The sequence below is a fragment of the Nesterenkonia sandarakina genome (assembly GCF_003003175.1).
GTDB lineage: Bacteria > Actinomycetota > Actinomycetes > Actinomycetales > Micrococcaceae > Nesterenkonia > Nesterenkonia sandarakina_A.
Window position 1 is genome coordinate 59,991 of sequence record NZ_PVTY01000007.1, and the last position, 14,271, is coordinate 74,261.

At 68.7% G+C, this 14,271-nt stretch carries 10 protein-coding genes; 3 read left to right on the top strand and 7 right to left on the bottom strand.

Going from position 1 to position 14,271, the window contains the following annotated elements; all coding sequences use genetic code 11:
* Positions 1 to 55 precede the first annotated feature (55 nt).
* The 6 genes from aroB to BCL67_RS07115 all read right to left on the bottom strand — a co-directional run bounded on the left by aroB (position 56) and on the right by BCL67_RS07115 (position 7,528).
* Positions 56 to 1,219: a 3-dehydroquinate synthase gene (gene aroB / locus BCL67_RS07090; protein ID WP_106122755.1), complete on the bottom strand. Its 1,164-nt coding sequence runs from the start codon at positions 1,217 to 1,219 to the stop codon at positions 56 to 58.
* Positions 1,216 to 1,776: a shikimate kinase gene (locus BCL67_RS07095; RefSeq protein ID WP_106122756.1), complete on the bottom strand. Its 561-nt coding sequence runs from the start codon at positions 1,774 to 1,776 to the stop codon at positions 1,216 to 1,218. The genes aroB and BCL67_RS07095 overlap by 4 nt, the downstream gene beginning before the upstream one ends.
* A complete protein-coding gene (gene aroC, locus BCL67_RS07100; protein ID WP_106122843.1) occupies positions 1,776 to 3,023 on the bottom strand; it encodes a chorismate synthase in 1,248 nt (415 codons plus the stop codon). Before aroC ends, BCL67_RS07095 begins: the two co-directional genes overlap by 1 nt.
* Positions 3,024 to 3,031: 8 nt before the next feature.
* On the bottom strand, positions 3,032 to 4,039 hold the full coding sequence (locus BCL67_RS07105) for a shikimate dehydrogenase family protein (protein WP_106122757.1): 1,008 nt from the start codon (positions 4,037 to 4,039) through the stop codon (positions 3,032 to 3,034).
* A complete protein-coding gene (locus BCL67_RS07110; protein ID WP_106122758.1) occupies positions 4,036 to 5,964 on the bottom strand; it encodes an endolytic transglycosylase MltG in 1,929 nt (642 codons plus the stop codon). The genes BCL67_RS07105 and BCL67_RS07110 overlap by 4 nt, the downstream gene beginning before the upstream one ends.
* A 94-nt stretch (positions 5,965 to 6,058) precedes the next feature.
* Positions 6,059 to 7,528: a DUF349 domain-containing protein gene (locus tag BCL67_RS07115; RefSeq protein ID WP_106122759.1), complete on the bottom strand. Its 1,470-nt coding sequence runs from the start codon at positions 7,526 to 7,528 to the stop codon at positions 6,059 to 6,061.
* 81 nt (positions 7,529 to 7,609) lie between these two features.
* On the opposite strand from BCL67_RS07115, the gene hisS reads away from it, so the two are divergent.
* From hisS to BCL67_RS07130, 3 genes are all read left to right on the top strand, one after another.
* Positions 7,610 to 8,950 carry a histidine--tRNA ligase gene (hisS, locus tag BCL67_RS07120; RefSeq protein WP_106122760.1) on the top strand — a complete coding sequence of 447 codons (1,341 nt, stop codon included), beginning with the start codon at positions 7,610 to 7,612 and terminating at the stop codon, positions 8,948 to 8,950.
* Between the two features lie 52 nt (positions 8,951 to 9,002).
* The gene (gene aspS, locus BCL67_RS07125) at positions 9,003 to 10,805 is read left to right on the top strand and encodes an aspartate--tRNA ligase (protein ID WP_106122761.1); all 1,803 of its coding nucleotides are present in this window, start codon (positions 9,003 to 9,005) and stop codon (positions 10,803 to 10,805) included.
* Between the two features lie 97 nt (positions 10,806 to 10,902).
* Positions 10,903 to 12,360, top strand: coding sequence for a replication-associated recombination protein A (locus tag BCL67_RS07130; protein ID WP_258174846.1), 1,458 nt, complete (start codon positions 10,903 to 10,905; stop codon positions 12,358 to 12,360).
* A 178-nt stretch (positions 12,361 to 12,538) separates the two neighbouring features.
* Here BCL67_RS07130 and qcrB read toward each other — a convergent pair whose 3' ends face one another.
* A complete protein-coding gene (gene qcrB, locus BCL67_RS07135; RefSeq protein WP_106122762.1) occupies positions 12,539 to 14,266 on the bottom strand; it encodes a cytochrome bc1 complex cytochrome b subunit in 1,728 nt (575 codons plus the stop codon).
* Positions 14,267 to 14,271: the final 5 nt, after the last annotated feature.

Below are 14,271 nucleotides of genomic sequence, written 5' to 3' on the forward strand. Positions count from 1 at the left end.
CGGGCGCAGGTGTTCCACGCAGCGCCAATCGATTCTACAGGGTCCAGCCCAGGACTCAGAGTGAGATCATGCTTCCGGTCTCCGGCTGGGCGATCTCCTGGTAGGTCGCGAAGAGGATCGAGGCGTCCGGGATCTCGACGGTCGCCGGCTGTCCCTGGCCGCCCAGCAGCACGAACCGCAGCTGGTCGCCGCGGTTCTTCTTGTCCCGGCGGATGCCCTCGAGCAGCTGGCTCCACCGGTCATCACGGTAGGTGGTCGGCAGACCGAGCAGGTTCAGCACGGCGTGGTGGCGATCGGCGGTGGCGTCGTCGAGGCGGCCGAGGCTGCGTGCGAGCTCGGCGGCGAAGATCATGCCCACCGAGATGGCCGCGCCGTGGCGCCACTGGTAGCGCTCGGCGAGCTCGATGGCGTGGCCCAGGGTGTGGCCGTAGTTCAGCGACTCGCGGACCCCTGACTCCAGCGCGTCCTCACCGACCACCTTGGCCTTGACCGAGATGGCACGTTCGATGAGCTCCCGGATCTGCCAGGAGTGCGGGTTCTGCGCCTGCTCCGGGGCGGCCTCGATGATGTCGAGGATCCGCTCATCGGCGATGAATCCGCACTTGACCACCTCGGCCAGTCCGGCGACCAGCTCGTTGCGCGGCAATGTGAGCAGCGTGTCCAGGTCGGCGAGCACCCCGGCGGGCTGGTGGAAGGAGCCGACCAGGTTCTTGCCCTCTGAGGTGTTGATCCCGGTCTTGCCGCCCACTGCGGCGTCGACCATGCCCAGCAGCGTGGTGGGCATGTGGACCACGCGGATGCCGCGCAGCCAGGTGGCGGCCACGAAGCCGGCGGCGTCGGTCACCGCGCCTCCGCCGACGGCGACGATCGCGTCCGAGCGGGTGAAGTCGTTCTGACCCAGGACCTGCCAGCAGAAGGCGGCGACCTGGATGTGCTTGCCCTCCTCGGCGTCCGGGATCTCTGCGACCAGCGCCTGGTATCCGGCCTTCTCGAGGTCCTCACGGACCACATCGCCGGTGGCGCGCAGCGCCCGGGGGTGGATCACCAGCACCCGTTCGGCCTGCGGTCCGACGAGTCCGGGCAGCCGGGAGAGCAGCCCGTTGCCGATGATGACGTCGTAGCCCAGTTCTTGGCCGCCGGAGCCCGCGCCCTCTCCGACGGTGATGATCGTGGGTTCAGGGGCTGGGGCGGACGCCTCGGTCTCGGCCTGGTGGCTCATACGCTTGGGTCTCTCCTGGAGGTGGTGTTGAGGGCTCGCACGATGTGATCGACTCGCACGTCGATGTGCGCATCATCCGGGGTCATGACGATATCAGCGCAGTCTCGATAGATCTGCTCGCGTTCGGCGTAGATGCGCTTCCATGCCTCGACCGGGTGGGCGCCGAGGATCGGCCGGGTGGAGCCGTCGCCCAGGCGCAGCGCGGCCTGATGCTCGGTGAGGTCCAACAGGATCACGAGCTGGTCGCGCAGCAGCTCGCGGGTCCTCGGGCTGAGCACCGATCCGCCGCCGAGGCTGATCACCGAGGGGCGTGGCGAGTCGAGCAGCTCGGCGACGATGTTCTCCTCCTCGGCGCGGAAGACCTGCTCCCCGTGCAGCGAGAAGTAGGCCGGGATCGGGCCGTGCCGGGCGACGAAGAAGTGGTCGCTGTCCACGTGGGGCCGGTGCAGCCGGCGGGCCAGGGCGGCACCCACGGTGGACTTTCCCGAGCCCATCGGTCCGATCAGCACGATGTTGCGGCCGTCGCCTCGCTGCTCGGCGGCTGCGGGCTGACGCATCAGTCCTGCATCGCGGCGGGGGCCTGCAGCGGATCTCCATCCGCACCGGCGCCCGAGGGATCGCCGCCCAGCTCGGGAAGGTGATCGAGGTAGCCGCGCAGGTTGCGCTGCACCTCTGCGACTGAGTCTCCGCCGAACTTCTCCAGCACGGCCTCGGCGATGACCAGGGCCACCATGGCCTCTGCCACGACCCCGGCCGCCGGGACCGCGCAGACGTCGGAGCGCTGGTGGTGGGCGGTGGTGGCCTCACCGGTCGCAGTGTCCACGGTGCGCAGGGCGCGCGGCACGGTGGCGATGGGCTTCATCCCGGCCCGGACCCGCAGCGGGCCGCCGATGCTCATGCCGCCCTCGATGCCGCCGGCGCGGTTGGAGGTGCGAACGATCTGGCCGTCGTCGTCCAGGACGATCTCGTCGTGGGCGGCCGAGCCGCGGCGTCGGGTGGTCTCGAAGCCGTCGCCGACCTCCACTCCCTTGATCGCCTGGATGCCCATCAGGGCTCCCGCCAGGCGGGAGTCCAGCCGGCGGTCCCAGTGCACGTAGCTGCCCAGACCCGGGGGAAGTCCCCCGACGATCACCTCGACCACGCCGCCGAGGGTCTCCCCTGCGCGGTGGGCGTCGTCGACCTCGGCGACCATCCGTTCGGAGGTCTCCGCGTCGAAGCAGCGCAGCGGATCCGCGTCCAGCGCCGCGGCGTCGGCGAACCGAGGCAGCGGGGCATCGGCCGGGATCTGCACCGGGCCGATCGCGGTGGTGTGGGAGACCGTGGTGATCCCGAGCTCAGCCAGGAAGGACTGGGCGGCGGCGCCGAGGGCGACGCGGGTGGCGGTCTCTCGCGCCGAGGCGCGCTCCAGGACCGGCCGGGCCTCCCCGAAGCCGTATTTCTGCATGCCGGTGTAGTCGGCGTGACCCGGGCGGGGCCGGGTCAGCGGGGCGTTGCGGGCGAGGTGGGCCAGCTCATCGGGATCCACCGGATCGGCCGACATCACCTTCTCCCATTTGGGCCACTCGGTGTTGCCGACCTCGATGGCCAGCGGGCCACCGATGGTGACGCCGTGGCGCACACCTGCCAGCAGGGCGACCTGGTCCTGTTCGAACTTCATCCGGGCTCCGCGGCCATAGCCGAGGCGGCGGCGGGCCAGCTTCTCCTGCACCGCAGAGGTGCTCAGCGAGACGCCGGCGGGAAGCCCTTCCAGGATTCCGACGAGGGATTTGCCGTGTGATTCTCCGGAAGTGAGCCAGCGCAACATGGGGTCCATCATAAACCGATGGAGCGCCTCATCTTTGCCACCATCTGGGCGTGGGACGCTTCGGAGAGCTCTGCCGCCGGGGTCGAGGTGCTCGCGCTGAACAGCTCCACCTGCTTCACAGCCTGGTGCAGCAGCATCACCAGGCCGCTGACCACGGGGCCTCCGGAGGCCTCCCAGGAGCGGGCCAGGGCCGAGGGCCAGGGGTCGTAGGCGACGTCGAGCAGCGGGACCGGGCGGTCCAGGCAGGGCAGCCGGGCGGCGATCTCGTCGGCGGCGCGCGGCGGCAGGGTGGAGACCACAGCGTCGAGGTGTACCGGGGTGAGCTGAACCGGCGTCGCATCGGCCGGGTCGAGCTGGGCCGGGGTCCCGTCGGCCGGCTCCAGCTGGGCCGGGTCGGAGGGCGCAGGGCCGGAACCCTGCGTGCCGGTCCGCAGCTCGCGGGGCAGGTTCGAGAGTTCCGTCACGCTGAGTGTGAGGCCCAGCGCGGCGGCCACCGGTTCAAGCTCGCGCCCGCGCGGGATCGACCGGGCGTAGCTGCGCACCTGGGTGTAGCCGAGCTCCGCGGCGGCGGCCATCGCGGCGGTGGCGGTGGCGCCGGCCCCGATGATCCCGAAGCTTCCCCGGTCCGTCGACGACGCCGGGTGCAGCCCGGCCTCGCCGAGGGCCGCGACGATGCCGTCCACGTCGGTGTTCTCCGCCGCGAGCGTCCGCTGGGGACCAGCGGAGGTGTCGGCATTCCGGTGGATGACGGTGTTGAGCACTCCCAGCGCGGTGACCCGTGCTGAGGGGTGGTCCACGGCGCTGAGCATCGCGGCCTTCAGCGGCATGGTCACCGACCAGCCCATCCAGTCGCCCGCCGCCCCCTCGCCGCGCAGGAAGTCCTGCAGTGACTCCTCGGGGACGCCGATGCGCCGGTACTCGGCGTCGAGTCCCAGGTGCTCGTACGCCGCGGTGTGCAGCAGCGGGGAGAGCGAGTGGGCGATCGGGTGGCCCAGCACAGCGGCCTGGCGCGTCACGGTCCGGCGTTCTCCTGGGTCGGCTCACCCTCGCAGACCTCGGGGTTGTCCGCGCAGTAGGCGTTGAACTCCTCCACGTAACCCAGGTGCTCCTCGTAGGTCGAGGCGAACTCGGTGACGCCGGTCTCGAGGTTAACGGTGACCCAGTAGTAGTAGTCGTTCTCATCGGGATTCGCGGCGGCTTCCAGGGTCGCCATATTAGGCGCGGCCACGGGCCCAGGGGGCAGGCCCGGGTTCTGGTAGGTGTTGTATTCGTTCGACGCGTCGGCCCGTTCTTCCTCGGTGAAGTGCACGCTCTGCGTGCCGAGGCCGTAGATCACGGTGGCGTCGATCTGCAGCAGCCCATCAGTCTCGGAGTTGCCTGGGTCCAGCCGGTTCTCGATGATGCCGGCGATCTCTTCGTAGTCTCCGGGCAGGCCCTCTGCGGTGAGCAGCGAGGCGACGATCACCGTGCGCCACTGCTCGTCCTCATCGGTGATGCCGAGCTCCTCGAGTCGCTCGAAGGTGGTGTCCACCATCTCTTGCAGGATCTCTTCGGGCGTCGCCTCGAAAGTCGGCTGGTATTCGCCGGCCGCGAGGTAGCCCTCGAGCGTCTCGGCCTCCTCAGGCAGTCCGAAGGCGCTGGGATCCTCCGCGGCCAGGCGAAGGTCACTCTCGGGGATCCCGGCCTGCTCAGCGATGGAGCTCAGTGCGGCGTCGATGCGGGTGTTGTCCTGCAGCGAGATGTAACGGAGGGCCTCCCCCTGCTCGAAGATCACCGCCAGCGCGTCTGCGGCGGGCATCTGCTCGCGCAGCTGGAAATCTCCCGGCTGCAAGGAAGGCTCACCCTCGAGCTCGGCGAACGCGTCGTCGAACGCGTCGTCGCTGGCGATGATCCCGGCCTCTACCAGGCGGGAGCGCAGCAGCGCCGGCCCGTCTCCCTCTTCCACGGTGAACTCCACGCTCTCACCGGCCTGGGTCTCGAAGTCTTCGGGACCTCCGCTGCCGAACAGCGACTGCAGCACCACCACGAAGCCCACCAGCAGCACCGCGAAGAGCCCGAAGGCCACGCTGAGCGTGAGGTTGCGCCGTCGTCGTTTGCTGCGTCGCTTCTCCAGCACGGCCTGGGTCGCGCCACCTTCGACGGCGGAGACCGTCTGATAGCCGCGGCCATGGGTGGAGGATGAGATCAGCAGCGGTGTGCCGTCGTCGTCGTGATCGATGCGGGTGCCTTCGTAATAGTCGTCCTCGAGGTCATCCTCGAGGGGGAAGCCGGACTCGTCTTCGAGGGCGTACTCCGAATCGTCGTCGACCTCATCGGCGGAGAGGACCCGATCGGTCCCGGTCACCACCTGGTCGAAGGGGGTCGCGGCGGAGGGCGCCGTGGCCTCGGAGTCGGCAGCCTCACCGGGGTAGGGATCAGCCTGCCGCAGGTCCGCATGATTCGGATCAGCATCATGCGGATCAGAGTCGTGCGGATCAGAGTCGTGCGGATCAGCGGCGTAGGCGTCGACGTCGTGCCGTTCTGCGTGGTGGGGATCCCTCTGGTGTGCCTCAGCGAGGTGCTCTTCGCGTTCCAGCTTGCCCTCGGGGAAGTCCTCCTGGTTGAAGATCACCGAGCCCTGATCCGGGGCGACGGCGGGGAGCGGGGCGATGCGGTGACCGGGAGCGGGGTCTGAGGACTCGGTGGCGGGACGCGGGGACGGTGCGGGCGAGTCTGCCGAGGACGTCACCTCGGACGCATCAGCGGCGGTCTCCTCGTCGCCCGCGGCGGGGGCTGCCGAAGCGGCGGAGCGGGCGCGTACAGCGCGCAGCGTCTCATCCAGGGCTCGCCGCTGGGCGGCACTCTGGCGTTCACGCTGCTCATCGAGCTCACGCTCTCGCGCCTCGCGAATTTCGCGGCGGCTGCGCGGGGAGCCCGGCTCATGGGGCTGTTGATCGCTCACGCGAAGTCCTCACTGGATGTTGACGGCACAAGTCCAGTGACCCATGAGGAATGGCTAATGGGTCACCAGATCTTTGACGAGTGTAATCTATTCGTTACTTCAACATATCCCGCCAGCTTCTTCGCGCGTCCAATGCCTCTTTCGCTGATGCGATCGCCTTGGTGTCGCCGCTGGCCTGGGCGGCTTCGAGCGCCGCTTCCAGTTCAGCGATGGCGTCGTCCAGCTGGGTGAGCATTGAGTTCTGCCGCGCGATGGTCTCGGGGTCGGTTTTGCGCCAGTGCGACTGCTCCGCGTCGCGGAACGCGTCCTGGACACGCTTGAGTCGATTCTCGATGGACTTCATGTCCGCCCGGGGCACCCGGCCGGCGGCGTCCCAGCGGTTCAGGAGCGCCTGGTACTTCTCGCGGACGGCCTCGGGGTTCTCGATCGGCATGAGCGCCTCGAACTCCTCCAGGAGCGCGAGCTTCACGGTGAGGTTCTCCGCGTACTCCGCATCGGTCTCGGCGTTGGCCTTGTCCCGGGCGCCGAAGAAGACGTCCTGGGCCGCACGGAAGCGGGCCCACTGGGCGTCGTCGGTCTTGCGGGCGCCGCGACCCAGCGCCTTCCAGTCATCCATCAGCCGGTGATAGGCCTTGGTGGTGCCGCCGAAGTCGTCGGAGCCCTTGAGCTGCTCCGCCTCGGCGATCAGGGCCTCCTTGGCGGCCTTGATGTCGCCGTGCTCCTTGTCGCGGGAGGCGAAGAAGGCGCGTCGGTTTTTCTCGAAGAGGTTCCGTGCGGCGCGGAATCGCTTCCAGTACGGGTCTTCCTGAGACTTGGTCAGTCGCGGCGGCTTCTTCTGCTCGGCCTTCCATGCCTCGAAGAGCTCGTTCATCCGGGCCTGGGCGCTCTTCCAGTGCTGCGTGGTGGGGTCTGCCTCGGCCAGCAGCTCCACCTCGGCGACGATCTGCTCCCGAGTCGCCAGGTGCTCGGCGAGCACCACTTCGGCCTCCTGGGCCTCCACGGCGGCGCGCTGATCGATCTCGGCGGAGATCTCTTCCAGCAGGGCGCTCAGGGAGGCGACGTCGCCGACCCAGGTGCCGTCGGCGAGCTCCTTGCGGATGTGTCCCAGTGACTCGTGCAGCGCCTTGGCCGAATCGGCGCCGGCCGCGGCACGGGCCCGCAGCAGCAGCGCCCGGTTGTAGAGCTCGTCGAACTTGCGGGTGAAGTAGTGCAGCGCCTCGTCGGCGCTGGCACCGGAGAACTGTCCCACGTAGGTCTCGCCGGCTCGGGCTCCCGAGGCACCGGCGGGCTCTGCCGACGCAGGCTCCGACACCGGGGACGCCGTCGGCTCCGCCGGGGCGGGCTCGGCAGCCGGGGCGGCCGCGGCTGCTTCTGCCGTGACAGGCTCGGCGGCCGGGGCGGCCTCTGGGGCGTCGGCACTCTCCTGCGGCGCCGCAGCGGGGGTCTCCGGCTGCGCGGTCGCGGAGGTCAGGGCGTAGACATGGCCTTCTTCATCCACACGGGCGAATCGGTGGGCTTCCACGATGGAGGTCTCATGGTGATCGGGCTTGACTGCAGGACTCATGCCACCAGCCTACCGGAGCCGTTATGCTGAACGGGCCCGATTCCAGGCTCCCCCGACGACCCAAGGACTGCGCGCACACTCATGGCACGAACCACCTCTCTCTCCGGCTTCACCGAATGGCTCCCCGAGGAGCGGCTGGTGGAGCTGCACGTGTTGGACACGCTTCGCGAGGTGTTCGAACGCCACGGCTTCGCCTCCATCGAGTCGCGGGCGGTGGAGACCATCGACACGCTGCTGCAGAAGGGCGAGATCGACAAGGAGATCTACGCCGTCTCCCGGCTGCAGGAGGAAGAAGGGCGCGAGGCCCGGCTGGCCCTGCACTTCGACCTGACCGTGCCCTTCGCCCGCTACGTGGTGGAGAACGCCGGCCACCTGGACTTCCCGTTCCGGCGCTATCAGATCCAGAAGGTCTGGCGGGGTGAACGCCCTCAGGATGGTCGCTATCGGGAGTTCACCCAGGCCGACATCGACCTGGTGGGCGACGGCGCGCTCCCCTTCCGCAGCGACGTCGAGATCGGCGTGGTCATGGCCAAGGCGCTCGAGGCGCTGCCGATCGGAGACTTCATGCTCCGGGTCAACAATCGCAAGCTCTCCGAGGGCTTCTACCGCTCCATCGGACTCACCGACACCACTGCGGTGCTGCGCGCCATCGACAAGCTGGAGAAGATCGGCGCCGAGAAGGTCAGCGAAGAGCTGGTCTCCTCCGGTGCGGCCACGACCGAGCAGGCCCACCAGGCGCTGGAGCTGGCCCAGATCCGCGCCACCGACACCTCCTTCGTCGCGGCGGTGCGCGCCCTGCTGGGCTCGGTGGAGGCCGATGAGCTGCTCGAAGCCGGTCTGGCCGAGCTCGAAGAGGTCGTCGCGGAGCTGAACAAGCGGGTCCCCGGGCGGGTCACCGCGGACCTCTCCATCGCCCGCGGACTCGACTACTACACCGGCACGGTCTACGAGACCGTGCTGATCGGCCACGAGTCGCTGGGCTCGGTCTGCTCCGGCGGCCGCTACGAGTCTCTGGCCTCCAAGGGGAAGCGGACCTTCCCCGGCGTCGGGCTCTCCATCGGCGTGACCCGGCTGATCTCCCGGATCCTGGCCGAGGGCGGACTCTCCGCCAGCCGCAAGGTCCCCGCCGCAGTGTTCGTGGCGATGCGCTCCGATGAGGACTGGGGCGCCGCCCAGGACGTGGCCGATGCGCTGCGCGGCCGCGGCATCAATGTGGAGGTCGCACTGAAGGCCGAGAAGTTCGGCAAGCAGATCCGCCATGCCGACCGCCGCGGCATTCCGTATGTCTGGTTCACCGAGGACGACGGCGCCCACGAGGTCAAGGACATCCGCACCGGCGCCCAGGCTCCGGCCGATCCGGCGAGCTGGACCCCTCCGGCCGAGGACGCCCTCCCGCGGATAGTAGAATCGGCCACCGACTGACTCCCCGGGCCACAGGCCCGCACCGAGCAACTGATCCCTCAGGAAGGACACCGTGCTTCGCACACACACCTCCGGCTCCCTCACCGCCGAGAACATAGGCCAGACCGTCACCCTCACCGGATGGGTGGCGCGACGCCGAGATCATGGCGGAGTGGCCTTCCTCGATCTGCGCGACTCCTCCGGCGTGGCCCAGGTCGTGGTGCGCGACGAGGCTGACTTCGACCCGCTGCGCAACGAGTTCGTGCTGCAGGTGACCGGATCCGTGGAGCGCCGCCCGGCCGGCAATGAGAACCCCAACCTCCCCTCGGGAGAGGTCGAGGTCCTTGCCGATACGGTCACGGTGCTCAACACCTCGGCCCCGCTGCCCTTCCAGATCGATGAGCACGTGGAGATCGGCGAAGAGGCCCGACTGCGTCACCGGTACCTCGACATGCGCCGCGAGGGCCCGCAGCGCGCCCTTCGGCTGCGCTCCGAGGCGAACCGGGTGGCCCGGGATCTGCTCCACGAGGAGACCTTCACCGAGATCGAGACCCCCACACTGACCCGCTCCACGCCCGAAGGTGCTCGTGACTTCCTGGTCCCGGCCCGTCTGGCTCCCGGCGCCTGGTACGCGCTCCCCCAGTCACCGCAGCTCTTCAAGCAGCTGCTCCAGGTCGGCGGCTTCGAGAAGTACTACCAGCTCGCCCGCTGCTACCGCGACGAGGACTTCCGCGCCGATCGGCAGCCGGAGTTCACCCAGCTCGACATCGAGGCCAGCTTCGTGGAGCAGGACGACATCCTCTCGCTGTCCGAGGAGCTGGTGCGCCGGCTCTGGAAGCTCATCGACGTCGAGCTCCCCGCCGAGATCCCGCACATCACCTACCACGAGGCGATGGCCCGCTACGGCTCGGACAAGCCGGACCTGCGCTTCGACCTGGAGCTCACCGAGCTCACGGAGTACTTCAAGGACACCCCCTTCCGGGTCTTCAAGGCCCCCTATGTCGGTGCCGTGGTGATGCCCGGCGGCGCCTCCCAGCCACGCCGCACCCTCGACGCCTGGCAGGAATGGGCCAAGCAGCGCGGTGCGAAGGGCCTGGCCTACGTGCTCATCGGCGAGGACGGCGAGCTCGGCGGCCCGGTGGCCAAGAACCTCTCCGATCAGGAGAAGTCCGGTCTGGCCGCCGCCACCGGCGCCTCCCCCGGCGACTGCGTCTTCTTCGCCGCCGGTGAGGTCTCCCCCTCCCGCGGGCTGCTCGGAGCCGCGCGCAACGAGATCGCGGCCCGGGTCGGTCTGATCGACGAGAACGCCTGGTCCTTCGTCTGGGTGGTCGACGCCCCGATGTTCGAGCCAGCCGCCCAGGCCCAGGCCGCCGGTGATGTGGCAGTCGGCTCGGGGGCCTGGACAGCAGTGCATCACGCCTTCACCGCACCCAAACCGGAGTTTGCCGAGAGCTTCGACCAGGATCCGGCTTCCGCGCTGGCCAACGCCTATGACCTGGTCTGCAACGGCAACGAGATCGCCGGCGGCTCGCTGCGCGTCTACCGGCGCGACGTGCAGGAGCGGATCTTCAAGGTGATGGGAATCCCCGAGGACGAGGCGCAGGAGAAGTTCGGCTTCCTGCTCGACGCCTTCAAGTTCGGTGCTCCGCCACACGGCGGCATCGCCTTCGGCTGGGACCGCGTGGTCTCGCTGCTCGCCGGTGAAGACTCCATCCGGGAGGTCATCGCCTTCCCCAAGTCCGGCGGCGGCTACGATCCGCTGACCGCGGCCCCTGCCCCGATCACCGCCCAGCAGCGCAAGGAGGCCGGGGTCGACGCCAAGCCCGAGCCGAAGTCCGAGTCCAAGGCTGAGGCCAAGACCGAGAACAAGTCATAGGTCGAGGCTGGGCCGAAGTCCCAGGCGTGAGCCGCACCGGGTAATCTGGGATGGATTCTTCTCGAATCTATCTACGAACCCAGCTCTAGGAGGCGCAGTGGCCGATCCCATCACCGGGGACCTCTTCGCCTCCGACGACTTCGGCGACGACGCGCCCGCCTCGCCCGCCACGGGTGAGGCGGGCGCGCGTCGTCGTCATACTCCGCTGGCGGTGCGGATGCGTCCGCGCACGCTGGAGGAGATCCTCGGGCAGCAGCATCTGCTCGAGCAGGGGTCACCGCTGCGGGTCCTCGCCGAGGGGAACCGCGGCCCCGCCGGCGCGTCCTCGGTGATCCTCTACGGGCCCCCGGGCACCGGCAAGACCACACTGGCCCATGTGCTCGCCCGCGGCGCCTCGCGGAAGTTCGTGGAGCTCTCCGCCATTCGCGCCGGCGTCAAGGACGTCCGGCAGGTCATGGACCGTGCGCTGGAGGACCGGGACCTGCGCGGACAGACCACGGTGCTGTTCCTCGATGAGATCCACCGGTTCAACAAGGCCCAGCAGGACGCGCTGCTGCCAGGCGTGGAGAACGGCTGGGTGATCCTGGTCGCCGCGACCACGGAGAACCCGTCCTTCTCGATCATTGCCCCGCTGCTCTCCCGCTCGCTCATGCTCACCCTGCGGTCGCTGACCCAGGACGACCTGTCCGGGTTGATCACCCGGGCGCTGGAGGACACTCGCGGACTGGACTCGGCCTTCGAGCTCGAGGACGTCGCCCGGGACCACATCCTGCGGATGGCCGGCGGTGACGCGCGCCGGGTGCTGACCACCCTGGAGGCGGCCGCCGCCGTCGCCATGGGTCGCTCCCCCGCGGACGCCGCGGATGCCCCCGAGGGGGCCTCGGACGCCGCGCCGGAGGCGGCCTCCCGGGTGCTGATCACCGCTCGGGACGCGGAACAGGCGATGGACTTCGCCGTGCAGCGCTACGACCGGGACGGCGACCAGCACTATGACATCGTCTCTGCATTCATCAAGTCGCTGCGCGGCTCGGACCCGGATGCCGCGCTGCACTATCTGGCGCGGATGGTGGTCGCCGGAGAAGACCCGCGCTTCATCGCACGCCGGCTGGTCATCGCGGCCGGTGAAGAGGTCGGCATGGCGGACCCCACTGCGCTGCAGACCGCGATGGCGGCGGCAGACGCCGTGCAGCTCATCGGCATGCCCGAGGGGCGGATCCTGCTCGCCCAGGCCACGGTGCACATCGCGACCGCGCCGAAGTCCAACGCCTCCTATAAGGCCCTCGACGCCGCGATCGCCGACGTCCGGGCGGGGAAGTCCGGCTCCGTACCGCCGCATCTGCGTGACGCGCACTACTCCGGAGCGCACCGGATGGGCCACGGCAAGGGCTACATCTACGCCCACGACCAGCCGCATCACGTCGCCACCCAGCAGTATGTGCCCGATGAGCTGATCGGCGTGGACTACTACAAGCCCACCGGCAACGGCGCCGAACGGGCCGTCTCCGAGCGGCTGGAGAAGCTGCGCTCCATCATCCGGGGCACGGACAAGCGATGACGGGCCGGTCGTGACAGACACTGACTAGCTGGCCCGCAGCACCGACCGAACACTCGAGCAGCGCCCGGCAGCCCAGCAGAGCCGCACACCACGAAGAAGCGGCCGCCTCCCCAGAGGGAGACGGCCGCTTCTTCTGCGTTCAGACGTTCAGCGTCGAATGGTCAACGCGTCACGATGGTCAGTGCTTCTTGGACTCGATGGCCGCGACCGAACCGGCCGGCAGCTCGGCGGCAGTCCCGTGGTCATCGTGGGAGAGCGCCTCGAGATATTCCTCGCGGCTGACCGGGGCCACCCGGTCCTCGAAGAAGGTCCGGTTGAGCCTGACCCGCGACTTCTCCAGCAGTCCGACCTTGCCGCGAGAGTTGGGGCGGGCCGAGGTGACCTCGGGAGACTCATAGGAGACCAGCGTGTAGAGCTCGTAGTCGCTGACTCGAGTGTGCTTCTCACGGAACTCACCGTGCGGCAGCATCTCGATGACGCCGGCCTCGTTGCCGTGCAGCACGATCTCGCGATCCTTGCGCTGCAGGGCCAGACAGATCCGCTTGGTGATGATGAAGGTCAGGATCGGCCCGGCGAAGAACAGGACTCGGAGCCAGATGAGCACGTCGTTGAAGGACAGCGAGAAATGGGTCGCGATCAGGTCCGAGGACGCGGCGGCCCACATCACGAAGTACCAGATCATCATGGCCATGCCGAAGGCGGTGCGTCCGGGGACGTTGCGCGGACGGTCCAGGATGTGGTGTTCCTTCTTGTCACCGGTGATCCAGGCCTCGACCCAGGGCCAGACGAACAGACCCAGCAGCAGAGCCGTGATCGGAAGGAACGTGACCAGCACCGGCGTCGCCACGCTGTTGCCGCCCCATGGCGTCGGTATGACGAACTCCAGCGGTATGTCACCGATATAGCCCGGCATCAGGCGCAGCAGTCCGTCGAACCAGCCGATGTACCAGTCCGGCTGGGTGCCGGCCTGCACCGGGGAGGGGTCATAGGGCCCGTAGTTCCACAGTGCATTGATCTGGAAGGTGCCTCCCAGCAGGGCCAGGATGCCGAAGACCACGAAGAAGAAGCCACCGGCCTTGGCCGCGTACACCGGCCCGATCGGGTAGCCGACCACGTTGCGCTCAGTGCGGCCGGGGCCGGGGTACTGGGTGTGCTTGTGGGTGACCACCATGAAGAGGTGGACCGCGATCAGGATCAGGATCACCGCAGGGATGATGAAGATGTGCAGCGAGTACAGACGCGGGATGACCTCGTCGCCGGGGAACTCTCCGCCGAAGAGGAAGAAGGAGATGTAGGTGCCGACCACCGGGATCGCCTTGAGCATGCCGTCGATGATGCGCAGGCCGTTGCCGGAGAGCACCTCATCGGGCAGCGAGTAGCCGGTGAAGCCGGCGCCGAGGCCTGCCAGCAGCAGGGTGCAGCCCACGACCCAGTTGAGTTCGCGGGGCTTGCGGAACGCGCCGGTGAAGAACACGCGCAGCATGTGGATCGCCATCGCCATGACGAACATCAGTGCACCCCAGTGGTGCAGCTGACGCATGAACAGCCCGCCGCGGACGTCGAAGGAGAGCTCGAGCGCCGTGGCGTAGGCGGTGGACATCTCCACGCCCTGCAGCGGCACATAGGAGCCGTCGTAGCGGGTGGAGGCCATCGAGGGATCGAACCAGAAGGTCAGGAACGCCCCGGAGATGACCGTGATGACGAAGCTGTAGAGCGCGACCTCGCCGAACATAAAGGTCCAGTGGTCCGGGAAGACCTTGCGGCCGAACTCGCGGACCATGCCGGTGCCGCCCACGCGGGTGTCCACGTAGTTCGCGATCTTGCCGGTGCGGGTCGCCGGCTGGTACTGATCCACCTCGGAGTACTGCTCCTCGGTGTACTTGGATTCTAGAGACTGAGTGCTCATGAGTT